The following is a 25,542-nucleotide window of genomic DNA, read 5'->3' on the forward strand; positions in this document are numbered from 1 at the left end:
GGCGACGTCGAGGGCTGCCGCGCGGGTGTGGATAACTTGCGTGCGGCGGTCGATGAGGCGAGGACCGAGATCGCCGGACTTCTCAGCTTCGCCTGAGACCCGCCGCTCCAATCCGCCGATCGATAAGCGCTGGTCATGACCGACCGGGTCGGCACGGACGGTGGATCTGCGCCTGAGCAACGTGGACGATGCGCTCACCGTCGCCGCAAACGGACCTCCTTGCCGCGTCTGCGAAGAGCACAACGGCGGTCAGTCAGCGTCATGATATCGACGCTGGCAGATCGCGGCCGATCGGTTATATAGCGGTGTGCCGGCGCTCTCCGCTTGGCGCTCCCCATGTGAACGCGGACTTTGCACGCCCCAGATGGCCAAAATCACCTTTATCGACCACGCGGGCGAAAGCCGCTCCGTAGACGCCGAGATCGGTTCCACAGTGATGGAGAGCGCCATCAAGAATGGCATTCCCGGCATCGAGGCCGAATGCGGCGGCGCCTGCGCCTGCGCCACCTGCCACGTCTATATCGACGAGGCCTGGACCGAGATCGTCGGCTCCCCGTCGCCGATGGAAGAGGACATGCTGGATTTCGGTTTCGACGTGAAGCCGAATTCACGGCTGTCGTGCCAGATCAAGGTCACCGACGCCCTCGATGGGCTCGTTGTCCGCACCCCCGAGCGCCAGGCCTGAGGCTCAGGATCGCCATTGTCACTTCACGGGAAAGCCCGATCCGAAAGCGGTTGCGGCGCCGCGCGGGGATGACGCCGTAAATCGGTTTGGATACAAACCATTTCCCTTTTCACGCATATGCCTGCCCATGCCGAAGATTACATTCATTGAATATGATGGCACCGTCCATGAGGTGGATGCCGACATCGGCGAGACAGTCATGGAAGCCGCGATGCGCGGCTCGATCGCGAGCATCGTCGCCGAATGCGGCGGCTCGTGCACCTGCGCGACCTGCCATGTCTATGTCGACGATGCGTGGCTTGAGAAAACCGGCGAACGCTCGCTGGAAGAAGAAGAGCAACTGGACAACGCTTACGACGTGCGCGCGAATTCCCGGCTCTCCTGCCAGATCAAGATGAGCGAGGAACTCGACGGCTTGCTGGTTCGCACACCGAGCTATCAGGGCAGGTGAGATCATGCTGGACGCGACGAATGTCATCAAGACCGATGCGCTGATCATCGGCGCGGGTCCCTGCGGCCTGTTCGCGGTGTTCGAGCTCGGCCTGCTCGACATCAAGGCGCATCTCGTCGACATCCTCGACAAGCCGGGCGGCCAATGCGCCGAGCTTTATCCCGAAAAGCCGATCTACGACATCCCCGGTATTCCGCTTGTCACCGGCGACGGCCTGACCAAGGCTCTGCTTGAGCAGATCAAGCCGTTCGGTCCGCAATTCCATTTCGGCGAGATGGTGCAGAGCATCGAGCGGATTGGCGACCCGGAATTCCGCGTCACCACCGATGCGGGGAAGGTGTTCGAATGCAAGGTGGTGATCGTCGCGGCCGGCGGCGGCTCGTTCCAGCCCAAGCGCCCGCCGATACCGGGCATCGAGGCCTATGAGGCGAAATCGGTCCACTACGCAGTGCGCCAGATGGAGCAGTTCCGCGGCAAGCGGCTCTTGATCGCCGGCGGCGGCGATTCCGCGCTCGACTGGACTCTCAATCTCGCGCCGATTGCGAGCCACCTGACGCTGCTGCACCGGCGGCAGGAATTCCGCGCCGCGCCCGACAGCGTCAACAAGATGATGGCGCTGGTCGGCGAGGGCAAGATCGACTTCGTGCTGGGTCAGGTGACGTCGCTCGAAGGCAGTGACGGTCAGGTGTCGAAGGCGATCGTCAAGCGCAACGACGGCAGCAATTTCGAGATCGCGTGCGACGCGATCCTGCCGTTCTTCGGGCTCACCATGAAGCTCGGCCCGGTTGCGAATTGGGGGCTGAAGCTGACCGACGATCTGATCGAGGTCGAGACCGCAAGCTTCGAGACCTCGGAGAAGGGCATCTTCGCGATCGGCGACATCAACACCTATCCGGGAAAGTTGAAGCTGATCCTGTGCGGTTTCCACGAAGGCGCGTTGGCGGCACAGAAAATCCACCGCTACGTCTATCCCGAGAAGAAGCTGACCTTCCAGTACACGACCTCCTCGACCAGCCTGCAAAAGAAGCTCGGCGTCGCGTAGCTCACGCGCCGCTGTAGCCTCCATGGTCGCAGTTGGGTAACGTTCCCCGCATCACCGGGCGTGAGGGAGGGGCTGCGCGATGAAGACGGCAACGGCGCTGTGTGCGCTTGGTTTTGCACTGGCTGTTCTCGCTGGCCCGGACGATGCCGCGGCGCAGGGCAAGAAGAAGTCCGCTCAGCCGCATTGCCTCAATGCACTCGCCTGCGGCCCGCAGCCGGTTCCGAAGATCCGCAAGCCGAAGTCCGAAAAATTCATGAAGTCGGCGAGCTGAGCGGCCGGGTTCGTTCGCAGAAGCAATTGCTCTCCAGCTGTCATCGCCCGCGAAAGCGGGCGATCCAGTCAACACGACCGTTTCAGAGTCTTACTGGATGTCCCGCCTTCGCGGGGCATGACAGAAATGGGAACTGCAAACTGAATGCTACCGTGTCGCTGCCGGTGGCGGCGGCGTCTGCAACGGCGCGAGCGGCTCGGCATGCACCTGCGTGGGTGTCGATAGCCCGAGCACCGCACGCAGCGCCGGCAGGGCCGCATCTGCCATCGCAGCATGGCCTTCCGCTGTCGGATGGACTGCGCCGCCATAGACCGCGCTGGTGGCGCCCCAGGTCGCGTCATGCAGGTCGCTCGGCTGCACCGCCGTCGAAATGCCTTCCGGGAACGTCATCGCGGTGAAGTAGCTGTCATTCGCGGTGCGGATCCAGCGCGCGCGCGAGGCATAGGGCCGGAAATCGCGGGCGCGCAGGCTGCAACGCAGCGGATCGGTCGCCGCCTGCGACGGATTGCTTTCGAAGCTGTCGCCGTTGTCGAGGAAGCATTCGCGGTCGAAGACCGGATCGCGTGGCGAGCGCGCACAGAAGCCGCGATAGGAAAATTCGGTCTGATGCTGGTCCACGAAGGTCATGCGATCGGTGCGCGGATCGCGGCAGGTGCCGGAGCCCTCACAGGTCGCGAGTGCCCGCAGGCGCGGCAGGAATTCGCGCTCCACGAAGTCCGACGCCTCGCGAAGCTTTTTGCCGTCGACATTGAAGGCGGGATGCACGTCGAAGCCCGCGCGGCCGCCGGCGCAAACCTGGCCGCCATTGACCATCGCGGGATTGCCATAGGTGACATAGACGACGCGCTGCAGATGGCCGTCGAGATAGGGTTTGAGTGCATCGCGCAACTTTGCGAAGTCGCGCGGGAAATCCTTCAGATAGCCGCGCGCATCGGACACATCGGCGATCAGGCCGCCGCGCTTGAATAGCGCGCGCTCAGTCGCGTCTTCGGTGATCACGTCGGCGACGAGGCCGGAAAACCAGATGTCGTTCGCGCCGACCGTCAGGAGGATCGCATCGAGCTTGCGCTCCTTGTCGGTCTTGCGGGCGAGATCGATCGCTTCCTTGAGCCGCACCATCTGCGCGACATTCGAACTCGTGCAGGAGCCTGTCGTAGGGCATTCGCGGGCGCGCAGCGAACCGAAGATGCCGCTTTCGATGGTCGAGCCGGAGCAGGCGAGCGGCAGGAAGGTGACTGCCACGTGCGGGTTTTCGATCGCGATCGCGAGCGCGGCGCGCAACTGGTAGCCGTAGAGCGATCGATGGCAGGCCGCGCTCCACCAGCGCGCATTCAGCTTCGACCAGTCTGCAGAGGTGTTGCCGCTGCCGGTCGACAGCGCCGGATCGCAGGCCTTGTTGCCCTTGAAGCCCGCGCGGCCGGGCCGGAAATATTCGCTCGTTGAGCCTGCGAGGAACCGACGGAAGCAGAAGCCGTCGTCGCCAAGCGCGATGGCGCGATCCGGATTGCCTTCGCCCGCCGCGATCGAATCGCCCATGCCGGCGATCAAGAGGTCGCTGACGAGAATCTCGGTCGCGGCGCGGTGCGCCGTGCCATCGGGCAGCCCGACATCGACCGTGGCGATGGTGGTCTTGCCGTAACGCACGCGGATCCGCACCGGATCGTCGCAGCGGGTCGTGGCCTGGCCGGGCGGGGATTCCCCGTCATCGAAATTCCAGACGCAAAGCGCACCGGGCGGCACTGCGCCGGCCGCGATGGCGGTGATCGGATGATCGACGGGGCTGAGATAGTTCTCCTTGGTGCCGTCGCGCAGGCAGGTCTCGGGCAGCCGCCCCGAATGATCGACGCAGAGATTGTCGACCATGTCGCGTGCCCAGCCGCGTCCGTCGGTCGAATGCGCGAGCCGCTGTTCTGCGGCCAGCACGCCGTCCCCGCGATGTGCGGCGACATGCCGCCGGAAATCTGCCTCGTTGCGGAACAGCCGGAAGCGGTTCCGGACCTCCCATTCGATCCGGATCGGTCCGCTGCCTGGGGTGGCGGCCGGGGCATTGAGCTGCAGCGGGCCCGGTTCGCGCGATTGCGCGAGAGCGGGCGGACTGGGCATCAGGCAGGCGAAAACGGCAAAGGCCGCAACAATACGGGCGCGCATGGAGGTCCGATGATCGGTGACGTCATCGAGTAACACAAGGCTTTGGGCGGAAATATGGGAGAAAGCGGTCCAGCCCCGGTCGCGCGCGAAGCGGGCAGGGGCGAAGGACGGCGCCGGAGGGTGTGACCGGCGGAGCGCGGCCGGCCGCCTTACGATCGGATCAGCAGATATTCGAGGCTGTCCGGGTCCTGCAATTCGATGAAGCGGACCGCGAAGCCCTCCGGGAAGACCCGCACGACACGTCCGATGATCTTGCCGACCGCAAGCACGTCGCCGAGTTGCGGCGTCACTTCGGAGGACACGGAGGCGCCTGAGACCGACATGTCGATCACGAAACAGCCGCGGACGGTGCCGTCGGACAGCATAACCGTGGAATGCGGGTTTTTCGGCGCCGTGCGCTTGTGCTCGCGGTCGTCCGGGAGATTGTGGTGCTTGTGCCGGTGCAGCCAGTCGATCCGCGCCGACAGCGTCTCGTACTCGCCGCGCCCGAGCACGAGCCGCATGACAAAGCCGTTTTTGAAGAGACGGACGATCTGCCCTTCCAGCCTGCCGAATTCATCGAAATGGGCAATGACGCGTTCCCCGATCGGGCCGACGACGGGGCAAATCAGGGCGATCGCCTCCGACGAGATGTCGATCGTGCGGCAGGCGAATTCGCGCCGCTCGCCACGGACGTTGCGCCGGCCGGCGAGCGAATAGCGGCCACCGATCGCGGCGTCCGTCCGCGCGATCCGTCGCCGGTCGACCATCACAATATCGTCTATCTGGACTGCAGGTGTTGGCATCGCTCGTTCGCTATCTTCACCCTGAGTGCCAGCGAAACGGCAAGCTTGTGCTGCCGAAAGCGCTTAAAATGCGAGAGGAAAATTTCCGGAACATCAGGATTTGCAAGGCCGCGGGCCCCGCGTCGATTAACCGTGCGAGCTGTAAGCCGCGGCTCGCCGGGTTTCGAACTTTTTCCCGCCAGCTTTGGCCTCGCCCCTGGCTCTACGGGGCCTTGACCGAAACCTCCGGCCGGTTTCCTTTGCAGGCAGCGTGAGAGGCCGGCGCGCCCCGGGAGGCCCTGAATGTTCATAAACTTCTTTGCCGAGCTGAAATCCGCCGGCCTGCCGGTCACGCTGCGCGAATACCTCACGCTGATGGAGGCGATGGATGCCGACCTCGCCTCGCGCAAGGTCGAGGACTTTTATTATCTGTCGCGCGCGGTGCTGGTGAAGGACGAGCGCAACCTCGACAAGTTCGATCGCGTCTTCGGCCATGTCTTCAAGGGCCTATCGCTGATGGACGAGGCGCTGACCGCCGACATCCCCGAGGAATGGCTCAAGGCGCTCGCCGACAAATATCTGACCGAAGAGGAGAAGAAGCAGATCGAGGCGATGGGCGGGCTCGACAAGCTCCTGGAGACGCTCAAGAAGCGGCTCGAGGAGCAGAAGGGCCGTCACCAGGGCGGCAGCAAATGGATCGGCACGGGCGGCACCTCGCCGTTCGGCAATTCAGGCTACAACCCGGAAGGCATCCGCATCGGCGGCGAGAGCAAGCATCGCCGCGCGGTCAAGGTCTGGGACCGGCGCGAGTTCAAGGATTTCGACGACGAGGTCGAGATCGGCACCCGCAACATCAAGGTCGCACTGCGGCGCCTGCGCAAATTCGCCCGCACCGGCGCCCCCGACGAACTCGATCTCGACGGCACCATCAAGGGCACCGCGCACAAGGGCTATCTCGACATCCATATGCGTCCGGAGCGGCACAATGCAGTGAAGGTGCTGTTGTTCTTCGATGTCGGCGGCTCGATGGACTGGCATATCAAGGCGACCGAGGAGCTGTTTTCCGCCGCGCGCGCTGAGTTCAAGCATATGGAGCATTTCTACTTCCACAATTGCCTCTACGAGCGGGTGTGGAAGGAGAACCGCCGGCGCTACCAGGAGACAACGCCGACCTTCGACGTGATGCACACCTATCCGCACGACTACAAGGTGATCTTCGTCGGCGATGCGTCGATGTCGCCTTACGAGATCGCGATGCCGGGCGGCTCGGTCGAGCACATGAACGAGGAGCCGGGGCAGGTCTGGATGGAGCGGATCACGCGCACCTATCCCGCCTGCGTGTGGCTCAATCCGGTGCCGGAAGAGGAGTGGGACTACACCCAGTCGATCCGCATGATGCGTCAGCTGATGGGCGGACGGATGTATCCGCTGACGCTGGACGGGCTCGATCGCGCAATGCGGGAATTGGTGCGGTAGCGCGATTTCGGTTTCACAGAGAGCAGCTCCCTCTCTGACAGCTGGAGAGCCTGCGCCTTCGCCGGTCTCACTTGCACCCGGCTGCCGACGCGATCCGGCAAGAGGCAAAGGCGGTTAGCGGATGCGCGAGTGTTTTACGAGTGTGTCCGCTGCGCGCCGCTCACGGCAGGCCGGGCAATGCTTTCTCCAGCGCGCGGCAGGCGGATGGATCGGTGCGGCGCAGCCGGAAGATGCGGTCACTGCGGCCGAGCTTGACCTCGCCCGGGAGGCTGCGTCCGTCCGCGCCCTGCATCGCTTCGATCGGCGAGTCCATATAGAGCGTCGCGGATGTGCCGTCGCGCGCAAGGTCGATCAGGAAAAAGCCGCCTTCGCGCGCCGAATTCGCCTCCGTCAGCGCAATACAGGCATAGCCCTCATCTTTCGGATAGGAGGCGATCAGGCGCTGGCCGCCAGAATTACGGTTTGCGCGTTCGCTGAAGTCGCAGCCGCCGGCAAAATAGAGAAGCGGCGCCCTGCCGCGCCGTGTCATCGCGATCCGCTCGATGTGGCTGCCGTCGTCGCCCTGATAGCGGAACGACAAAAGAATGTGCGTCGTCTGCTGCTGCGGATGGCGCTTGAGATGCCGCGTATCGTAGCGCCGCTCAAAGCAGACGCTCGCGCCATCCTTCGGCGGCACGATCTTCGTCAGCGGGTCGTCCGCGGCAACCGCTGGCGCCCCGATCGCCGCGAGCAATGGCAAGGCAAGAACCATATGGCATGCCTTGCCCATGCGCGCTTCACCGTTGCGGGCGCGGCGGCTCGGGTCGCAGCAGCGGATCGATCGTGATCGTGCCGATCGCACGCGAGACGCAGGCGCAGAGCTTGTTATTCTCGTGCTTCTGCTCGTCGCTGAAAAACACGTCGCGATGATCGACCACGCCGTCGACCGATACGATGTTGAGCGCGCAGACGCCGCATTCGCCGCGCCGGCAATCCGAGATCACGCCGATGCCGGCATTCTCCAGCGCATCCAGGATCGACATCGTTTCCGGTACGACGATTTCCCTGCCGCTCTGCGCGATGCGAACACGGAATGGTTCGGCGGCGAGCGATCCGCTCGAGCCGAATGTCTCGAAGCGAAGATCTGGATAATGCCGGCCAAGCTCCCGCCACAGGCTCCGCGCCTCGTCGAGCAGAGGCAGCGGGCCGCAGACCGCGGCGATGCCGCCCGGCGCGAGCGACGACAAGGCCGCCCGCTGATCGAGCCGCTGGCCATCAGCCGAGACAAAGGTCTGCAGCCGGTCGCCGAGGAGATCGCGAAGTTCGTCCGCGAAGGCCAGTTCGTCGCGGGTGCGCGCGCAATACATCATGCGGAGCGGCGCGCCGCGGCGGGCCAGTGCATGCGCAATCCCGACCATCGGCGTGATGCCGATGCCGCCCGCGATCAACAGGTAATCCGCCCGGTCGAAGTCGATGCCGAAATGGCTGCGCGGACTGGAAATCGAAATCTGCGCGCCCGGCTTGAGCGTCCACATATAGGCCGAGCCGCCCCGGCTTTCGCGATTGAGCTTGACCGCGATGCGATAGGCATCCGGACTGGCGGGGCCGATCAGCGAATAGGAGCGCGTATCGGCGCGGTCGCCGATCATCACCGTCACGTTGAGATGGCCGCCGAGCGGAATTTGGGCCGGGCTGCCTTCGGCGGGCACCAGTTCGAACAATTTGATGGTGGGGGTGACATCGCGCACGCTGCGCACGCGCGCGGTGGTCCAGGTTTCTACGACACGCATGGCGCTGTCCTATTCGGCAGCCCGCAAGGCGGCCGGCGCCTCGTCGCGGATCATGCGCTCGAGGATACGGCGGGCCCACATCGCGCCGCCATCGATATTGAGGTTGTAGAAAACGGCGTCGGGATTTTCCTCCATCGCGATCTGCTGGGCTTCGAGCATCGCCTCGTCCTCGCCGATGATCGCAGCATTGCGATCGCGCGTCTCGGTCGTGAGGCGCTGATCGCCAAGCTTGAAATTGCGGCGGACCACCCAGAAGAAGTGGCAGCGCCGTTCGGTCTCCGGCGTGATGAAGTGACAGACGCGCAGGTTCACGCCTTTGGAGCGATCGCCCTGGGGTGCGCCGGTGCCGGTCAGGGCGACGCCGACGTCGAGAACGACCGCGGCCGGTGCTTCGAAATTGATGTATTGCCAGCGATCGACCTTCACCGGGCCGGTGGCGCCAAGCTGGAAGGCCCAGAACGGCGGCGGCTCGATATTGATCATCCAGCGCGTCACGTGGGCGGTGCGCTCGCTGTGCGTCACTTCGAACGGCGCTTCGGCGACCGCGGAATTGCCGATCGAGGTGCGATGGACGAACGACTCGTGCGTCAGGTCCATCAGGTTGTCGATCACCAGCCGATAATTGCAGGCAAGCGGCGTCAGTTTGCCTTCGCCGGCCCAGGCGGGGTCGTCCACCCAATGCATGTCGGGGATCGTGGCGGGATCGGCGAGGGCGGGGTCGCCCATCCAGATCCAGGCGAAGCGATATTTCTCGACGACCGGGAAGCGGCGCACGCAGGCCGAGGGATTGATCGTCTCCTGCGAGGGCATGAACGTGCAGCGCCCGTTCGGATCGAATTTGAGGCCGTGATAGCCGCAGACGACTTCGTCCCCTTCCAGCCAGCCCTTGGACAAGGGCACGAGGCGGTGCCAACAGGCGTCCTCGAGTGCCACGATCTGACCGGCGGCGGTGCGGTACATCACGACCTTCTTGCCGCAGATGGTTCGCGGCATGAGGGTGCGCTTGATCTCATAATCCCAGGCGGCGACGTACCAGGCGTTGTAGGGAAACGAGCGGTCGGTAGCCTCAGGCATTGTTCCTCACCGGATGAGTTTCTTGATCGGCGCTATTTTCTTCAAAGGCCGCGGAGCTGTGCGTTCCGCAATTTCGATTGTAACAGTGTGAAACTGGCGCGCCAATGTCATGCCCGCGACCCGGCTATGAAAGCCGCCATGCAACCGACGCGATACCGAACTACCCGCGGGTCCAAGCCTTGGCGCACGAGGCACGGCGGATACGCGCCTGACGAGGGGGGACAGTACTGATGACGTCCGAGGCTGAACGCGGCCCGATACTCGTTCTGGTCGATGCGGATGCCTGCCCGGTCAAATCCGAGATCTATCGCGTCGCTGATCGCCACAATCTGCGTGTGGTCGTTGTTGCGAACGCGCCGATAGCCGTACCGCGCGACCCGCGCATCGAGCGAGTCGTGGTGCCCGGCGGGATGGACAAGGCCGATGACTGGATCGCGGAGCACGCGCGCCCGGGCGCGATCGTCGTCACGGCGGACATTCCCCTCGCCAGCCGCAGCGTGAAGGCCGGCGCGGTGGCAATTGCGCCGACCGGCAAGGTGTTCGACGACGAATCGATCGGCATGGCGCTCGCCGCGCGCAACCTGATGGACAGCCTGCGCTCCGCAGGAGAGGCGACGCGCGGCCCGCCGCCCTTCACGGCACGCGACCGCTCGGCCTTCCTGTCCGCGCTCGATCTTGCGATCGTGCGATTGAAGCGCGCCGGCTTCCCGGTGTGAGTGCGTTGCACAACACGCGCGTATCGCCGGGAATGGGTTGCCGGCGTGTTTGTTCTGCAACACCCAATGCAACACGCTCAAAATCCCCGGAAAAACCGGGCTCGCTCCTCGACTTTGGCGGCTGGATATCCTCAAGATGCGAATCTGGGCAGGTGGAAAACCACCGGCCTTATTCGTCTGACCGGTCACATCCGAAGTCCGGCAGCCAAGGGGGTGTCCGATGCGGAAATTTGGGCTGATGTTGGCGGCGCTGGCTGCCGCTGTTGTGTTCGGAGGCGGAACTGCCGATGCGCAGCACCGCCGTGCCAAGGTCGTTGTCACACCGGCGCCGTGGTATGCGCCTTGGTGGGGCTGGTGGGCGAGCAATCCGTGGACGGTTCGCGATCCGCGTCTTGCCGCATCGAATTTTGCCGTCGGCGCAGGCGCAACCGGCGCGTATTTCGCGCTGCGTTCGGGTCACCGGACCGGAAGCTGGCTCAGCGGCAAGGGTGGCCATGGTGTCCACAGCGCCTCGGGCGCTTTCATCGCGACGACCGCGGCCTGCGCCGTTGTCTCGCCGATCGTCGGCACCATCGTGACGCAGCGTGAGCTGACCCAGCGCGAAGTGTTCGTCTCGACCGCCAATTGCGTCGTACCGGTGCTGGGCGGCTGGTGGATGAATTACTGGTTCGATTATTACGGCTGGGACAAGCCGAAGCGCGCCGCCAAGCGCTGACGAGCGCGGTTTTCCTTAAGAAGACGAAAAAGCCGGCCTTGGGGCCGGCTTTTTCAATTCCGATAGGGGGCCCGCTTTTCCGCTCGCATGCGAAGCCTAGCGGGTGGGGATCACCCACCAGTTTTGATAGGGCGGGTCGTCTTCACGCGCCTGCGGAATGTCGTTCAGTCCTGAAATATCGAATGGTGCGCGGCGGGTCGTGGTTTCGGTCGGCTCCCGGCGCTCCTCTGGCTGCTGCTGTTCTGGCGTTTCTGGATCGTTCATCGCGGACCTCCCGGAACCGGGTCCCTGCTCCTTGTGCTCTTCCTGAGTGACTTGCCCAATAGTGAGTTACTTGAGCAATGCGCGCGGTGACCGGGGGTTCCGTGCAAGCGATAACGACTTCGTCAGGAACCTGCGTGCGGTCCCTACGTTGGCTCCGGGGACGCAGATGCGTCCAGCAATCGTACATAACGAAAAAGGGAGCCGCAGATGGGCCTGTTTTCCGCTGACATCAAGACAATGAACGACCTCTACATTCACCAGCTTCAGGATATCTATTACGCCGAGAAGCAGATCCTGAAATCGCTGCCCGACATGATCAGCAAGTCGACCGATCGCGACCTGAAGAACGGGCTTCAGAACCATCTTCGGGAGACCGAAAACCACGTCGCGCGCCTTGAGCAGGTGTTCAAGCTGCATGATCTGAAGCCGAAGGCGGTCGATTGCCCGGCTATCGACGGCATCATCGACGAAGCACAGGAAGTGTCCGGCGAGGTCGAAGACAAGGAAGTGCTCGACGCCGCCATCATCGCCTCGGCGCAAGCCGTGGAACACTACGAGATCACGCGTTACGGCACGCTGGTCGCCTGGGCGCATCAGCTCGGCCGCGATGACGCTGCGGCGATTCTGCAGAAGACCCTCGAAGAAGAGCACGCGGCCGACAAGAAGCTGACCACGGTCGCCGAGAGCAAGGTCAACCGCAAAGCCGCAAGCTGATCGCCGATTATGGCTCGAAACAAAGGGCGCCGGTCATTACCGGCGCTTTTTTCATGCTGCAGCGTGTCGCAATCTTGTGCCGATGCGATGCAGATTGGCTAGCGCGTCGAGGGAACCGGGCGCGAGGGGATGACGGGGGAACCGCTGATATTCGGTACATTCGGGCGTGACGCCGCATTGGGATTGCCTGGACTGACTGCGCCTGGAATCGCCGGCTGTCGCGCCGAGGGCGCCGTCCCAGTCCCCGAACTGGAGGGACCGGAACCCGCCGTGGCGCCCGTTGTGGGGCTGCTGCCGGTCGACGATCCGCCGGCTGTTCCCGCTGTTTGCGCGGACGCCGGTGTGGCAATTGCAGCCGCCATTCCGCAGATGAGAGCCAGTCTCGACAAGGATCGCATCGCATTCACCCAATGAGTTTCCGTCCGGGTCAACGCGGGCCGGAAGGGCTCGTTCCGGCGGCGCCAGAACGCTGCGTCGTCACCGCCGCCTTATGCTAAGAGGGCCGCGCCGAGGGGAGGGGATGAAATCATGAGTGAGAACGGCGGCGAGACCGCTGACATTCAGTATTCTTTCAAGTCGAATTTGTTGGGCGCGCCCTCGCAGCTGCGGCTGACGCCCGATGCGCTGCAATGGTCGGGGGGAGGCATGTCCGGCACCATTCCCTATCGGGACATTCGCCAGATCAGGCTCGCCTTTCGTCCGGTGACGATGCAGTCCTATCGCTTCCTTGCGGAAATCTGGGCGGACAAGAATCCGAAAATCTCGATCGCTTCGGCGTCGTGGAAATCGATGCTCGAACAGGAGCGACTGGACGACGGCTATACGCGTTTCATCGTGGCGCTGCACGAGAAGATCGCCGCCGCCGGCGGCACACCGCGGCTCCTCGCGGGCGCGATCGTGTTTCTGTATTGGCCGGGCTTTGTGATCTTCGTCGGAATCTGCATTGCGATGCTCGGGCTCATCGTCAGTGCGGTTCGGCAAGGCGAGATGGCCGCGTCGTTGTTTCTGCTCGGATTCCTGATGCTGGTGCTGTGGCAGCTCGGCATGTTCTTCAAGCGCAACCTGCCGCGGCGCTATACACTCGACGCCATCCCTCCCGATGTCTTGCCGAAGCCACCCGCAGCAGCGGGCGCGACAGCGTCCTAGTCGCGCAGGACAAGCACCGAGCAATTGGCGTAGCGCACGACATGGCCCGCATTGGAACCAAGGAAGTAGCTGCGCATGTCGGGCCGATGCGACGTCATCACGATGAGATCGGCATTCGTCGCCTTCGCCTCCTCGATCACCTCGTGATAGATGCCGCCCTGGCGCACGACGCCGGAGACGCGATCCGGCGGCAGGCGGCATTCGGCGGTGAGGGCCTTCATGCCGTCTTCGGCCGACTTGCGCTGCTGCGTATCGAAATCCGGCGGAACGTATTCCGCGAGCATGACCGGCGTCATCGGAAGCACGTGAACGATGCGAAGCACGCCGTCCGAGGCACTCGCCATGGCGCAGGCGGTATCGATCGCTGGCTTTGCAAGTTCGGGTTCGGCCAGGTCGACCGGAACAAGAATCCGTTTGAACATGATCGTTTCCTCCCCTTTTCGGAGAGCTTAACCTCTTGCGGCGGCTATCGCACGCGGCGTGACGAAACTTTCCAGCCGGCCGGCGCCGGGCTGCACCGCGGACCAGTCATCGCCCGCGAAGTCGATCACCGCGAGCGCGGCGGTCGGAAATTTTTCCCGCAGCTTGTCGCGCCCGCGCTGGTCGCCGCTGCCGACCAGCAGATTTGCGGTTTCCTGGAAACCCGGATTATGACCAATCACCAGGACGGATCGGGCGGAGGCGGGTGCCTCCGCGATCGCGGCCAGAATGGAGCGGGGCGAGGCCTCATAGATGCTGTCTTTAAACGTGACCGGCGATTTGCGCGCGAAGGCGTCGGCCACAAGACGCCATGTTTCGCGCGTACGCGTCGCGGTGGAGACAATCGCGTGATCCGGGATCAGCGCGTGTTCGGCCATGTAGCGCCCAACCATCGGCGCGTCCTTGAGGCCGCGCGGGGCAAGTTCGCGCGCATGATCGGGCTGACCCGGTTGCGACCAGTCGGATTTGGCGTGACGCAGAAGCATCAGACGGCGCATGGAACAGGGTCCGCAAGGCGAGGGGCGTTCGGTGAGCGAGCCTAACACGAACCTGGAGAACGAGCCGCAACCGGACGCGGCTTCATCCGAAGCCGAGGTCGCCGGGGTTGCGGACGTCGCTGCTGCGGCGCCCGCCGACCCGGACTACGGCGCGACATGGTTCAACGCGCAGGCCGGCACGGCGCCCGGTTTTGCGAAACTCAGCAACGATCTCGATGCCGACGTCTGCATCATCGGCGGTGGGTTGGCTGGCCTCCTCACCGCGCTCGAAATGGCGCGTCGCGGCTGGTCCGTCGTAGTGCTGGAGGAGCGGCGGGTCGCCTGGAATGCGTCGAGCCGCAACACGGGCTTTGTCCGCCCCGGCTTTTTCCAGAGCATCGACCGGATCGTCGAACGCGTCGGCGTGGACGACGCGCGCGAGCTATGGGCGTTGTCGCAGGATGGCCTCGAGCATCTGCGTCGCTCCATCGATGACGGGGCGAGCCATATCATCCAGAGCGAAGGCTCGTTGCAGATTTCCAAAACCAATCGCGAACGCGAGATCGCCGACAAGGCGGATCTGCTGCGTGAATTCGGCGCGGATATCGAAGTCTGGCCGGCGCATCTGGTGCGGAGCAAGGTGAAGTCGCCTTATTATTTCCAGGCCATTCATTTCCCGACCGCGTTCAATCTCGACGCTTACGCCTATGCGCGGCATCTGATCGAACGCGCCGAAGCGGCAGGTGTGCGGATCTTCGAACAGACGCCGGCGGTCGCGATCGATCCCGCGGGCGTTCGCAAGCGCATCATCACCCCGCATGGCCGGGTCCGTGCGGCGCATATCGTGTTGACCGGCAACGTGCATCTCGGAAGGCTCGTGCCCGAGGTCGCGCATATGCTGATCCCGCTCGAGACATTTGCCATCGTCACGAAGCCGCTCGGCGACCGGCTTGTCGAGGCGCTGGATTATCGGGGGGCGGTGAGCGATTCAAAGTTCGCCGGGCACCATTACCGGATCGTCAGCGGCGACCGGTTGATGTTCGGCGGGCGCCTCGGGTCTCCGGGCGCCAATCCGCGCTGGCACGGCTATCGGCTGCGCAGTGAGCTCAGGGCGCGCTTTCCACAGCTCGGCCGCGTCGAGGTCGACCATGCCTGGGGCGGGACCATCGGGCTGACCGTTCACCTGATGCCGCAGATCGGCGAAGTCAGTCCCGGCGTGTGGCTTGCGAGCGGATTCGGTCCGCAAGGCCTCAACACGGCAGCCATGGCGGCGTTGCTGATCTCCGGCGCCATCGCGGAAGGCGATGACCGCTTCCGGCTGTTCGAACCCTTTGAACTGGTCTGGGGCGGCGGGCGAATGGGGCGCCTGATCGCCAAACATTATCATGCAGGCTTCAGGCGCTATGAAGACTTCGCGTCGCGCCAGTCTCGCCGTCGCGAAGTCTGGTGGTCGAAGAACGAACCGCGGCTGAAGAAGGAAGCCGAGGAGGCGGCGGAGCGCGCGCGCATCCTCGCGGAGCAGGCGGCCGCCGCCGAGGCAGAACGCCGGGAACAGCGCAAGATCGAAGCCGAACAGGCCGAACTGCGCCGGATCGAACGCGAACGGATCGCGGCCGAGAAAGCCGAAGCCAAGCGGATCCGCGACGCCGAAAAAGCCGAAGCGAAGCGCCTGCGCGCCGAACAGAAAGCCGCCGCCAAGGCCGAGGCCGCCAGGCTCAAGGAAGAGCAGCGCGCTGCGGCTCGCGCCGAAAAAGAACGCATCGCCGCAGAAGCTGCGGCGGCAGCAAAGGCAGCAGAGGCCAAGCGGCCGGAAGCCGAATAGGTCAAGCCCCGCCCCGCGGCGGCGCCTGTGTGGGGTGACCCTCAGCGCCCGTCGCGTCGCGCCATGAAGGCAAGCCGCTCGAACAGATGCACGTCCTGCTCGTTCTTCAGAAGCGCGCCGTGCAGCGGCGGGATCAGCTTCTTCGGATCGCGCTCGCGCAATGTTTCGGGGCCGATATCCTCGACCATCAACAGCTTCAGCCAGTCGAGCAATTCCGACGTCGACGGTTTCTTCTTCAGGCCCGGCACATCGCGGATCTCGTAGAACAGCTTCAAGGCCTCGGAGACGAGACGCTGCTTGATGCCGGGGAAATGCACGTCGACGATGGCGCGCATCGTGTCGGCATCGGGAAAACGGATGTAGTGGAAGAAGCAGCGGCGCAGGAATGCGTCGGGCAGCTCCTTCTCGTTGTTTGACGTGATGATGACGATCGGTCGCTGACTGGCTTTCACGACCTCGCCGGTCTCGTAGACGAAGAATTCCATCCGATCGAGTTCCTGCAACAGGTCGTTCGGGAATTCGATATCCGCCTTGTCAATCTCGTCGATCAGCAGCACGGGTCGCTTTTCGCGGATGAATGCCTCCCACAATTTGCCGCGCTTGATGTAGTTGCGGATGTCCCGCACCCGCTCGTCGCCGAGCTGGCTGTCGCGCAGCCGCGACACCGCGTCATATTCGTAGAGGCCCTGCTGCGCCTTGGTGGTGGACTTGACGTGCCATTCGAGCAACTCGGCGCCGACCGCCTTGGCGATCTCCTGCGCCAGCACGGTCTTGCCGGTGCCGGGCTCGCCTTTCACCAGAAGCGGGCGCTGCAACGTGATGGCGGCATTGACCGCGACCTTGAGATCCTCGGTCGCGACATAGCCCTTGGTACCTTCAAAACGCATGGGACGTCCTTCGATGTTCGATTCCGGACACTAGAGCCTGTTTTTCGCAGCGCAAACTCTCCCGGTAAATTTTGCCGGGATGCGGCAAAAGTGTCCGCGGACGCCGTCGTGATGGCTCCGATAAGCCATTGATTAGTCTTGTCAATCCCTATGGCACGCGGCTTGCGATGATGTCGCCACGAGGCGTGCGGCCGCTTGTTCAGCCGGTCCGCCTGCCGTCCTGGAGGACAAGGTAATGGGTATCTTCGGCGCTCTTAATACTGCTGTCACCGGCATGCGCGCGCAGTCCTATGCGCTCGAGAATGTGTCCGGCAACATCGCCAATTCGCAGACCACCGGTTTCAAACGGATCGACACCAGCTTTCAGGACCTGATCCCGGACAACATCCCGTCCAAGCAGCTGGCCGGCGGCGTGATGGCCAGCGCTCGCGCGACGAACTCCGTGCAGGGCGACATCCAGGGCGCCTCGGTCGGGACCTTCATGGCGATCAATGGTGACGGCTTCTTCGTGGTGCAGAAGCCGACATCGATCCAGGACAACTCGCCGATCTTCGGCGGAGCCGACTACTACACCCGGCGCGGCGATTTCCGTCCCGACAAGAACGGCTATCTGGTCAACGGCGCGGGCTATTACCTGATGGGCCTGCCGATCGATCCGGCGACCGGCAATGCCACCGGCAGCGTTCCGCAATTGCTGCAATTCCAGAACGACTTCCTGCCGGCCCAGCAGACGACGTCGATCGAATATCGTGCAAACCTCGCGGCCTATCCCCGGACCAATAATTCCGACACCGACATTCCGGGATCCGAGCTGCTCAATCCGGCGAATTTCTCGGCCAATCCGATCTACGGACCGCCGGCCCCCGCACGCATTCTCGGCTCGGGCGCGACCCTGTCGCCTGACGCAGTCGCGGTCGCGACCGGAACCGTCGACATTTCCACCTTGTCCTCCGCGGGCGGCACCATCGAGATCAACGGCACGGCGATCACCATCGGCGCGGGCGCGGATGCGACAGCGGCTCTTGCCGCCATCAACGCCCAGTCCGGCACCACCGGTGTCACCGCGTCGCTCAATGGCTCGAACCGTCTCGTTCTGACCAGCGCCGATGCCGACACTCATATCGAGATCGGCGGCGGCTCGACCCTGTCGCTCCTTGGCGAGCTCGGCGTCAATGTCGGGACGACGAACGCCACCAATCTGCTCACGCAGAATGCGGTCGGAGCCGGTCAGACAATGGTCATTCAGGTGGGCGGAAACACGCCCCTGACGATAACCTTCGGCACCGGCGTCGGTCAGGTTTCGACGATGGCCGAGCTGTCGGCGGCGCTGACTGGCCTCACCGGTGGCACGGCGAGCGTCAACACCACGAATGGCAATGTGACGGTCACTGCCGGCAACATGACCGACACCATCACCATGAGCGGCAGCGCGACGCATTCGGTCTTCGGCATCCGGACGCTGTCGGGCCTGCCCTCCAACGGCACGGTGATCGGAGATGACGAACGCGCGTTCCTTGACTCCTCGCTCGGCGGCGGAGCGATTACTGCCTATGACGTTTCGGGAACGGCGGTGAATATCCAGCTGCGCTGGGCCAAGGTCGACTCGCAGGCCAACGGCGGCGCCGAGACCTGGAACCTGTTTTATCAGACCAATTCCAACGCCACCGGCACGCAGGCGGCCTGGGTCAATGCAGGCGCCAATTACACCTTCGGGCCGAACGGCCAGATGAGCCCCCTGATTGCATCGTTGCAACTGAACAACGTCGTGATCGACGGCATCAATCTCGGCAACCTCCAGCTCAACCACGGCGCCGGCGGCATCACCCAATTCGCCGATCCGAACGGCAACGCACAGGTCAACCTGCTGCAGCAGAACGGCTACGCAGCCGGCGAATTGCAGACCATCTCGATCAGCGACAAGGGACGCATCGTCGGGTCCTACTCGAACGGCCGCACCATCGACCTTGCGGAAATCACGCTCGCCAACTTCACCGGCGCCGATTTCCTCAAGCGCATCGACGGCGGCGCCTTCGAGGCGACCGACGAATCCGGCTCGCCGACTTATGGAGCGAGCGGCACCATCATCGGATCGTCGCTGGAAGGGTCAAACACCGACATCGCCGACGAATTCACCAAGCTGATCGTCACCCAGCAGGCCTATTCGGCGAATACCCGCGTCATCTCGACAGCAAACGACATGACGCAGGAACTCCTCAACATGCTGCGGTGAGCGTGACGGCGAGCGCTAGGACAATGTCATGAGCCTGACGCAGGCCCTGAACACCTCGACCTCCGGCCTGCGCACGGTGCAGGCCGGTCTCGCGCTGATCGCCTCGAACGTGGCGAATGCGGAGACGCCGGGCTATGTCCGCAAAACGCTGAGCCAGACCTCGATCTCGTCCGGCGGCGCGGGCCTCGGCGTGCGGGTCGCCGCGGTCAATCGCGAACTCGACATCTACCTGCAGCGTCAGTTGCGCACCGAGGCGGCGGGCGGCGCCTATGCCGACCTGCGGGCGCAGTTCTTTGCGCGGCTGCAAAGCATGTATGGCGAGCCGGGCGCGGACTCGACGCTCGAAGTCGCCTTCAACGAGCTCACGACGACCCTGCAGACCCTCGGCACGTCACCGGAATCGCCGGCGGCGCGCGCCGCCGTCATCAGCAAAGCCCAGGTGCTGGCGCAGCAGCTCAACAGCATGTCGGCGGACATCCAGTCGCTGCGCAGCGATGCCGAATACGGCATCAGCGATGCGGTCTCGCGCGCCAACAACGCGATGCAGCGGATTGCCGACATCAACCGACAGCTCGCGCTCAACACGCGGGCTGACGCGGCGACCGCCGCCTTGCTCGACCAGCGCGACACCTACGTGGATGAGCTCTCGCAGCTCATGGATATCCGGGTGATCGCGACTGATTACAATCAGATCACCGTCTTCACCAATTCCGGGATTCAACTGGTCGGGACCGACGCCGCGCGGCTCGGCTTCGACCTGCAGGGATCGATCACGCCTGCATCGCAATGGACCGACGATCCGGCGACCCGCGCGGTGGGCACGATCACCCTCGTCACGCCGACCGGCGGCTCCGTCGACCTTCTCGCCAGCAATGCGATCCGCTCGGGCGAGATCGCCGCCTTCATCGAGATGCGCGACTACATCCTGCCGCAGGCTCAGGCGCAACTCGACGCGATCGCTGCGGCGATGGCTTCGAGCCTGTCTGACCAGACGATACCGGGGAGCGCCGTTACCTCGGGTGCGCAACAGGGCTACGACATCGACACCGCCGCGATGCTCGACGGCAACCGCATCAACCTGGCCTGGACCGATACGGTCACCGGCCAGCAGCATCGCGTCACGATCGTACGGGTCGATGACCCGGCTGCGCTGCCTTTGTCGAACGACATTACGGCCGATCCGTCCGACACCGTGATCGGCGTCGACTTTTCCAACGGCGTCGCAGGAATTGCCGCACAGCTCAACAGCCACTTCAACGGCCGGATTACCTTCTCCAATCCGTCCGGATCAATCCTGCGCGTCCTGGACGACGGGGCTGCGAACAATTCCAGGATCGATTCCGCCGACGTCACCGTGACGCGGGCAAGCTTCGGCAGTGGCGATCCGCAATTGCCGTTCTTCACCGATGCTTCTGCGATCTATACCGGCGCGATCCGCTCGACTGGCTCGCAGAGCGTCGGGCTTGCCGGACGCATCACGGTGAACGCGCAGCTCGTGGCCGATCCCTCCAAGCTCGTGATGTACCAGACGGGAGCGTCGGCCGGCGATCCGACGCGGCCGGACTTCATCCTGAGCCAGCTCGTCGATTCCGCCGTCACCTTTCCGGCGAAGACCGGTATCGGCTCGACCGGCTCGCCCTTCACCGGATCGCTGTCGTCATTCCTGCGTCAGGTGATCAGCTTTCAGGGTGAAGCGGCGGAAAACGCGACCAATCTCGCGGCGGGTCAGCAGGTCGTCGTCAACGCGCTGAAGGAGCGCGTCGCGGATGCCTCTGCGGTCAATGTCGATGTCGAAATGGCCAATCTTCTCACGCTGCAAAGCGCCTATGGCGCGAACGCGCGCGTGATGTCCGTCGTCAAGGAGATGATGGACATGTTGATGAGAATCTGAAGGCGGATTCGGGACACTCGGATGAGCATCGTCGGCGTCGGGACCAGATCGTTGTTGTTGACGCAGTCGCTGGTCGGCATGCGCGCGCAGCTCGGCGACTTGCAGCGCCAGCTCGCAACCGGAAAGCGCGCCGACGATTACGCTGGCATCGGCATCAACCGCGGCCTCACCGTCGGTCTGCGTGCGCATCTTTCGGCGATCGAGGGTTACGGCGACACCATCAAGAATATCAGCGGCCGCCTCGAACTCGCACAGACTGTGTTGACCCGGATCGGCGCGATCGGACGGGAAACCAAGGCGGTTGCGGCGCAGATGTCTTCTGTGGACGGTCGCGCCACGGCGCAGACCAGCGCCACCTCCGCGCTGGGCGAGCTTCTCGGCCTGCTCAACACGCGGTCCGGCGACCGCTTCCTGTTTTCCGGATTGGCGACGGACCAGCCGGCCGTCGCATCGGTCTCGCAGATCCTCGATGGTGACGGCGCACGCGCAGGCTTGCGGCAGATCATCGCCGAGCGGCTGCAGGCCGATCTCGGCGCCGCGGGCCTCGGACGCCTCGCGGTCATGACGCCGTCGCCGACCGCTGCCGGTCTCGCCGAAGAAACGCCGCCGACGATCTACGGGTTCAAGCTTTCGGCGATCACGTCGACCCTGACGGGCGCGACCGTGACGGGACCCGCCGGTGCACCGCCGCAGGTTGCCGTGGATCTCGGCGCGACCAATCCGAACGCGGGCGAGGCCGTGCGCATCACGCTCAGCCTGCCCGATGGCTCGACCGAGACGCTGACGCTGACCGCCACGAATTCTGCCACGCCCGCGCCGGGTGAATTTGCGATCGGCGCGGACAGCACGGAAACGGCTACGAATTTGCGTGCGACGCTGACGGCCGAACTCGGCAGCCGGGCGCGCACCGCGCTCACCGCGGCCTCGGCGCTTGCAGCATCGGATGATTTTTTCCGGACCGATGATGCCAACCCGCCGCGCCGGGTCGACGGGCCGCCTTTCGACACAGCGACCGGATCCGTGGCTGGCACCGCCGCCGACACCGTCACCTGGTATACCGGGGAGGCGGGCAGCCAGCCGGCCCGTTCAACCGCGGTGGCGAAGATCGATCAGTCGATCACCGTGCAATATGGCCTGCGGGCCAACGAGGAAGGGATCCGCTGGCAATTGCAGAATATCGCTGCGCTTGCCGCGATCTCGATGCCCGCCGGCGACCCTGAGTCCCAGGCGCGGGCTGAAGCGCTCACCACGCGCCTGCGGGCGGCTTTCGACGGGCCGGCCGGCACGCAACGCATCGAGACGATCCAGGCCGAGCTTGCAGGCGCGCAGGTCTCCGCCGACGCCGCGGTCGACCGCCATGCGCAAACCAAGATGACGCTGGGCAATCTTCTTCAGGATATCGAAGGTGTCACCAATGAAGAGGTGGCTGCAAAGATCCTGGCATTGCAGACCAGCTTGCAGGCGTCGTTGCAGACGACGGCCAAGCTGTTCCAGACCAGCATCCTGAACTACCTGTAGGTCTTCTGCCGGCGCTTCAGCGCGCCGCGTGACGACGCCGCAGGCCGCGCTGGTACCCGAAATGCAAAAAGGCCCGCCGAAAGGCGGGCCTTTTGTATTCGGAGAAAGACGCGCGTCAGGCGCCGCCGCTCAATCCCGCGGCGAGCTGCCGGTTGATGTTGATCAGGCTGCGCAAGCGTTCGGGCTGCGGATTGCCCATGACATTCAGCGTCTGATTGATGACAAAAATTCCGATATTGGCGATGTTCTGACGAACCTCGGCCGGCAACGGATTGTCCTTGTTGGTGGCCGAGGTCAGGAAGACGGTCCACAGTTTGCGATTGAACAGCAGCGCGTGGTCGAGCCCGCTGCGCTGGCTATCCCAATGATCGTGGACATTCTGCAGTCGCGATGCGGCGCGCAGCAGCAGCTGGGCCTCGAGTTCACGCGGACTTGCGGTCTGTTGCGCCACTGTCCCGTAGGCTTTGGCCGCGTTGTGCATGCGTTAGCAGCTCCTGCTCATATTCGATAAGCTTTTTGGCTGATTTCAGCGCTTTATACAGATCGCCCGTTAAGATTTGATTGTTGATGTCGGCGATGTAACGCCACGCACTCGGCGCGGCCTGCACGATGTCCTGCATCAATGCAAAATATACTTCGTGCTGCTTCGTCGGATCCCCGCCGATATACATCAGCTGCACGGCGAGATAGATGCGCTTCGCCGGCGTGTCGGCGCGCTCCGCGGTCATGATGTCCCGCTCGCGCAAGATCGGTGCGGTGCCGTCGACGAGAAAGCGCGTGCGCTGGTCGCCGTTGGTGATCACGCAATCGCCGATCAGGATGCGCTCTCCCGGCTTCAATTCCACCTTCAGCGCCATGATACATCTCCGCCGATTCGCGCTGGATGGTCGGCCAGCCATGGTTAATGCCGCGTAAACAAAAACGGCGGGGCTCTCGCCCCGCCGTAACAATACTGCGAAGGTGAGGACGTCAGCCGAACAGCCGCAGCACCGCCTGGTCGGCTTGCGCGGAGAGCGACAATGCGGTGGTCGAAAGCTGCTGGCGGGTCTGCAGGGCGAGGAGGTTCGCGCCTTCTTCGTTGGTGTCCGCAAGAACCAGATTGTCGGCGCCGGTCTCCAGGGTGTTGATGAGCTGCTTGGTGAATTCCTGCCGGGTCTGCACCGTGCTGAGCTTCGAGCCGAAATTCGTCGCCTGTGACCGCAGCGTCTGCAGCGCGTTGTCGATCTGACCGAGGATCGTATCGATCGAACCGTTGGTCTGGAATTCGCCGCCAGTCAGCGAGCTCAGGCCGAGACCGGCGACCGTGAACGTGACGCCGGCGATGTCGAGGGCGCTGGAGCCGTCCTCGTTGAACGTGACCTTCAGATTGTCGCCATTCAGGATGTTGATGCCGTTATAGGAGGCATCCCGCGCCAGCGCATCGATCTGACTGAGGATCTCGTTGAACTGCGTTTCAAGGCCGGCGCGGACCGCATTCGGCGTTGTGGCGGTGCCGGTTGGTACGTTGACGCCGATATTGGCTGCCGCAAAGAACGAAGCGGCGTCGGTGCCGCCGACGGTCACGTTGTCGGAGGTCGTCGAAGTGATCGAGATCTGGTTCGCGCCGTTGATGGTGGCGGTGACGCCAGTGAGGCCGCCGAGCGCGGCAAGCAGGTCGGCGCGGGTTTCGATATTGCCGGAGCCGAATTGCAGGGTCTGGGCCGAATCGGCCCCGACCTGAACGGTCAGCGTGCCGGACAGTGCGCCGATCATGGAGTTGGTCAGGCTGGAGTTGGTGGTGGTGCCGAACGCGCTATCCGCACCGTCGCCTGAAATGGTGAGGGTGTTGGCGGCATTGTTGCCAGTCACTTCCAGCTGACCGCTGCCGTTGACGGCGACGGTCCAGGTCGCGGCGCCGCCGTTCAAGGTGGTGATGACATCGTTCACCGTTTCAGTGGCGGCGTTCGCGACCGTGTGCGTCACCGTATTGGTGCCATCGGAGATCGTGATGGTTTCGCCGTTGGCAAGGCCGAGAGACTGCAGCGTGGTCGCACCGGTGATGCTGCCGACGGTGCCCGTCGCAACCTGCGCATCGGCAGGGATCGCAGCGTTGCCCGCGATCGCGAGATTGTAAGTCGCGGCCGGCTGAGTGGTCTGCTGCGCCTGTTTGGCGATCGACTTGGCGGATTCGACCAGCTTGGTCAGCGCGCTGATGCCGTGGTCGGCCGCTTCGATGGTCTTCTGGGCCTGGCCGATGGAGTCGAGCAGGGAATTCAGGTCGCTGGCGCGGTTATTGAGCGCTTGCGAGGTGAAGTAATTGAATGGGTTGTCGAGTGCGGAGTTTACTTTCTTGCCGGTGGCGAGCCGGTTCTGCGTCATGCTCATCAATTGAGCCGTGCTCTGCAGCGACAGAAGGTTCTGCCGCACGCCGGCCGAAAGTACGACATCACTCATGTTGAGCGTCCTTCTTCCAGAGAGTGGAAATGTTGCCCGCGCCCTGATGCGGTTCCTGGCGATAGTGGTCTGGTAACCCTAATGGCCGGTTAAAAATCTGATTAACGAAACGTAAACGGCTGGCGCGCGCGCAAAAAAAGAACGGCGGGGAAGACCCCGCCGTTCCAGGATGACGATGACCGCTTGCGATCAGAACAGACGCAGCACCGCCTGGTCGGCCTGCGCGGAGAGCGACAGGGCCGTGGTGGACAGCTGCTGACGGGTCTGCAGCGCGAGGAGGTTGGCGCCTTCCTCGTTGGTGTCGGCCAGCACGAGGTTGTCGGCACCGGTCTGCAGGGTGTTGATCATGTTCTTGGTGAAGTCCTGGCGGGTCTGCACCGTGGTCAGGTTCGAGCCGAACTTCGCGGCCTGCGCACGCAGGTCAGTGAGAGCGGCGTCGAGGTTGCCGATCACCGTGTCGATATCGGAGTTGGTCTGGAACTCCGAACCGGACAGGGCGGAGAGGCCAAGACCAGCCGAGGTGAAGGTCACGCCGCTGATGTTCTGGTAGCTCGATCCGTCCTCGTTGAA

Annotated in this window: 27 protein-coding genes; 14 read left to right on the forward strand and 13 right to left on the reverse strand. The window is 63.9% G+C overall.

Going from position 1 to position 25,542, the window contains the following annotated elements; genetic code table 11:
- Nucleotides 1-364: 364 nt before the first annotated feature.
- The 4 genes from VN004_RS13390 to VN004_RS13405 all read left to right on the forward strand — a co-directional run bounded on the left by VN004_RS13390 (nucleotide 365) and on the right by VN004_RS13405 (nucleotide 2,449).
- Nucleotides 365-685, forward strand: coding sequence for a 2Fe-2S iron-sulfur cluster-binding protein (locus VN004_RS13390; protein WP_325610794.1), 321 nt, complete (start codon nucleotides 365-367; stop codon nucleotides 683-685).
- Nucleotides 686-812: 127 nt separating this feature from the next.
- Nucleotides 813-1,136, forward strand: a complete 324-nt coding sequence (locus VN004_RS13395; protein ID WP_325610797.1) for a 2Fe-2S iron-sulfur cluster-binding protein — start codon at nucleotides 813-815, stop codon at nucleotides 1,134-1,136.
- 4 nt (nucleotides 1,137-1,140) lie between these two features.
- Nucleotides 1,141-2,178 (forward strand): NAD(P)/FAD-dependent oxidoreductase, encoded by a 1,038-nt coding sequence (locus VN004_RS13400; protein WP_325610800.1) that lies wholly within the window; start codon nucleotides 1,141-1,143, stop codon nucleotides 2,176-2,178.
- 79 nt (nucleotides 2,179-2,257) lie between these two features.
- On the forward strand, nucleotides 2,258-2,449 hold the full coding sequence (locus tag VN004_RS13405; protein ID WP_325610802.1) for a hypothetical protein: 192 nt from the start codon (nucleotides 2,258-2,260) through the stop codon (nucleotides 2,447-2,449).
- Nucleotides 2,450-2,596: 147 nt separating this feature from the next.
- Here the strand turns inward: VN004_RS13405 and VN004_RS13410 are convergent, their stop codons facing one another.
- Together VN004_RS13410 and VN004_RS13415 are read right to left on the reverse strand one after the other, a co-directional pair.
- Nucleotides 2,597-4,597: a hypothetical protein gene (locus VN004_RS13410; RefSeq protein ID WP_325610804.1), complete on the reverse strand. Its 2,001-nt coding sequence runs from the start codon at nucleotides 4,595-4,597 to the stop codon at nucleotides 2,597-2,599.
- Between the two features lie 149 nt (nucleotides 4,598-4,746).
- Nucleotides 4,747-5,382 carry a PilZ domain-containing protein gene (locus VN004_RS13415; protein WP_325610806.1) on the reverse strand — a complete coding sequence of 212 codons (636 nt, stop codon included), beginning with the start codon at nucleotides 5,380-5,382 and terminating at the stop codon, nucleotides 4,747-4,749.
- A 282-nt stretch (nucleotides 5,383-5,664) separates the two neighbouring features.
- Between VN004_RS13415 and VN004_RS13420 the strand changes: the two genes are divergently transcribed.
- The gene (locus tag VN004_RS13420) at nucleotides 5,665-6,837 is read left to right on the forward strand and encodes a VWA domain-containing protein (RefSeq protein WP_325610810.1); all 1,173 of its coding nucleotides are present in this window, start codon (nucleotides 5,665-5,667) and stop codon (nucleotides 6,835-6,837) included.
- A 160-nt stretch (nucleotides 6,838-6,997) separates the two neighbouring features.
- Here VN004_RS13420 and VN004_RS13425 read toward each other — a convergent pair whose 3' ends face one another.
- Genes VN004_RS13425 through VN004_RS13435 form a run of 3 tightly spaced genes read right to left on the reverse strand, consistent with a single transcriptional unit; the run spans nucleotide 6,998 to nucleotide 9,680 of the window.
- Entirely contained in the window at nucleotides 6,998-7,606 is a 609-nt protein-coding gene (locus VN004_RS13425) for a hypothetical protein (RefSeq protein WP_325610813.1), read from the reverse strand.
- A gap of 7 nt (nucleotides 7,607-7,613) precedes the next feature.
- Complete coding sequence (locus VN004_RS13430) at nucleotides 7,614-8,606, reverse strand: PDR/VanB family oxidoreductase (protein WP_325610815.1); 993 nt, start codon at nucleotides 8,604-8,606, stop codon at nucleotides 7,614-7,616.
- A 9-nt stretch (nucleotides 8,607-8,615) separates the two neighbouring features.
- Nucleotides 8,616-9,680, reverse strand: coding sequence for an aromatic ring-hydroxylating dioxygenase subunit alpha (locus VN004_RS13435; RefSeq protein WP_325610817.1), 1,065 nt, complete (start codon nucleotides 9,678-9,680; stop codon nucleotides 8,616-8,618).
- A 230-nt stretch (nucleotides 9,681-9,910) separates the two neighbouring features.
- Here VN004_RS13435 and VN004_RS13440 point away from each other — a divergent pair, with 230 nt between their 5' ends.
- Together VN004_RS13440 and VN004_RS13445 are read left to right on the forward strand one after the other, a co-directional pair.
- Nucleotides 9,911-10,396 (forward strand): YaiI/YqxD family protein, encoded by a 486-nt coding sequence (locus VN004_RS13440; RefSeq protein ID WP_325610820.1) that lies wholly within the window; start codon nucleotides 9,911-9,913, stop codon nucleotides 10,394-10,396.
- A gap of 220 nt (nucleotides 10,397-10,616) precedes the next feature.
- Nucleotides 10,617-11,111, forward strand: coding sequence for a hypothetical protein (locus tag VN004_RS13445; protein WP_325610824.1), 495 nt, complete (start codon nucleotides 10,617-10,619; stop codon nucleotides 11,109-11,111).
- Nucleotides 11,112-11,207: 96 nt separating this feature from the next.
- On the opposite strand, the gene VN004_RS13450 is transcribed toward VN004_RS13445, so the two are convergent.
- Nucleotides 11,208-11,375, reverse strand: a complete 168-nt coding sequence (locus tag VN004_RS13450) for a hypothetical protein (protein WP_325610826.1) — start codon at nucleotides 11,373-11,375, stop codon at nucleotides 11,208-11,210.
- Nucleotides 11,376-11,582: 207 nt separating this feature from the next.
- Here VN004_RS13450 and VN004_RS13455 point away from each other — a divergent pair, with 207 nt between their 5' ends.
- The 3 genes from VN004_RS13455 (at nucleotide 11,583) to VN004_RS13465 (ending at nucleotide 13,235) form a co-directional block, all read left to right on the forward strand.
- Nucleotides 11,583-12,089 (forward strand): ferritin-like domain-containing protein, encoded by a 507-nt coding sequence (locus VN004_RS13455; protein WP_325610828.1) that lies wholly within the window; start codon nucleotides 11,583-11,585, stop codon nucleotides 12,087-12,089.
- 270 nt (nucleotides 12,090-12,359) lie between these two features.
- Nucleotides 12,360-12,503, forward strand: coding sequence for a hypothetical protein (locus VN004_RS13460; protein WP_325610830.1), 144 nt, complete (start codon nucleotides 12,360-12,362; stop codon nucleotides 12,501-12,503).
- A gap of 114 nt (nucleotides 12,504-12,617) precedes the next feature.
- On the forward strand, nucleotides 12,618-13,235 hold the full coding sequence (locus VN004_RS13465; RefSeq protein WP_325610832.1) for a hypothetical protein: 618 nt from the start codon (nucleotides 12,618-12,620) through the stop codon (nucleotides 13,233-13,235).
- Here VN004_RS13465 and VN004_RS13470 read toward each other — a convergent pair.
- A complete protein-coding gene (locus VN004_RS13470) occupies nucleotides 13,232-13,657 on the reverse strand; it encodes a universal stress protein (protein ID WP_325610835.1) in 426 nt (141 codons plus the stop codon). The genes VN004_RS13465 and VN004_RS13470 overlap by 4 nt on opposite strands.
- Nucleotides 13,658-13,684: 27 nt before the next feature.
- A complete protein-coding gene (locus VN004_RS13475; protein WP_325610838.1) occupies nucleotides 13,685-14,212 on the reverse strand; it encodes a histidine phosphatase family protein in 528 nt (175 codons plus the stop codon).
- Between the two features lie 31 nt (nucleotides 14,213-14,243).
- On the opposite strand from VN004_RS13475, the gene VN004_RS13480 reads away from it, so the two are divergent.
- On the forward strand, nucleotides 14,244-16,013 hold the full coding sequence (locus tag VN004_RS13480; protein ID WP_325610841.1) for an FAD-dependent oxidoreductase: 1,770 nt from the start codon (nucleotides 14,244-14,246) through the stop codon (nucleotides 16,011-16,013).
- Nucleotides 16,014-16,054: 41 nt separating this feature from the next.
- Here VN004_RS13480 and VN004_RS13485 read toward each other — a convergent pair whose 3' ends face one another.
- A complete protein-coding gene (locus VN004_RS13485) occupies nucleotides 16,055-16,900 on the reverse strand; it encodes a MoxR family ATPase (RefSeq protein WP_325610843.1) in 846 nt (281 codons plus the stop codon).
- Nucleotides 16,901-17,135: 235 nt separating this feature from the next.
- Between VN004_RS13485 and VN004_RS13490 the strand changes: the two genes are divergently transcribed.
- The 3 genes from VN004_RS13490 to VN004_RS13500 are packed head-to-tail and all read left to right on the forward strand — an operon-like array spanning nucleotide 17,136 to nucleotide 22,539.
- On the forward strand, nucleotides 17,136-19,130 hold the full coding sequence (locus tag VN004_RS13490) for a flagellar hook-basal body complex protein (RefSeq protein ID WP_325610845.1): 1,995 nt from the start codon (nucleotides 17,136-17,138) through the stop codon (nucleotides 19,128-19,130).
- Nucleotides 19,131-19,158: 28 nt separating this feature from the next.
- Nucleotides 19,159-21,021: a flagellar hook-associated protein FlgK gene (gene flgK / locus VN004_RS13495; protein WP_325610848.1), complete on the forward strand. Its 1,863-nt coding sequence runs from the start codon at nucleotides 19,159-19,161 to the stop codon at nucleotides 21,019-21,021.
- A gap of 21 nt (nucleotides 21,022-21,042) precedes the next feature.
- Nucleotides 21,043-22,539, forward strand: coding sequence for a flagellar biosynthesis protein FlgL (locus tag VN004_RS13500; protein WP_325610850.1), 1,497 nt, complete (start codon nucleotides 21,043-21,045; stop codon nucleotides 22,537-22,539).
- A gap of 115 nt (nucleotides 22,540-22,654) precedes the next feature.
- On the opposite strand, the gene flaF is transcribed toward VN004_RS13500, so the two are convergent.
- The 4 genes from flaF to VN004_RS13520 form a co-directional block, all read right to left on the reverse strand.
- The gene (gene flaF, locus VN004_RS13505; RefSeq protein WP_325610854.1) at nucleotides 22,655-23,020 is read right to left on the reverse strand and encodes a flagellar biosynthesis regulator FlaF; all 366 of its coding nucleotides are present in this window, start codon (nucleotides 23,018-23,020) and stop codon (nucleotides 22,655-22,657) included.
- Complete coding sequence (gene flbT / locus VN004_RS13510) at nucleotides 22,962-23,396, reverse strand: flagellar biosynthesis repressor FlbT (RefSeq protein WP_325610856.1); 435 nt, start codon at nucleotides 23,394-23,396, stop codon at nucleotides 22,962-22,964. The genes flaF and flbT overlap by 59 nt, the downstream gene beginning before the upstream one ends.
- A gap of 112 nt (nucleotides 23,397-23,508) precedes the next feature.
- Nucleotides 23,509-24,972, reverse strand: coding sequence for a flagellin (locus tag VN004_RS13515; protein WP_325610859.1), 1,464 nt, complete (start codon nucleotides 24,970-24,972; stop codon nucleotides 23,509-23,511).
- A 189-nt stretch (nucleotides 24,973-25,161) separates the two neighbouring features.
- On the reverse strand, nucleotides 25,162-25,542 hold a 381-nt coding region (locus VN004_RS13520), incomplete at its 5' end, for a flagellin (protein ID WP_325610861.1).

It is taken from the genome of Pseudorhodoplanes sp. (assembly GCF_035565855.1).
Classification (GTDB): Bacteria; Pseudomonadota; Alphaproteobacteria; order Rhizobiales; family Xanthobacteraceae; genus Pseudorhodoplanes.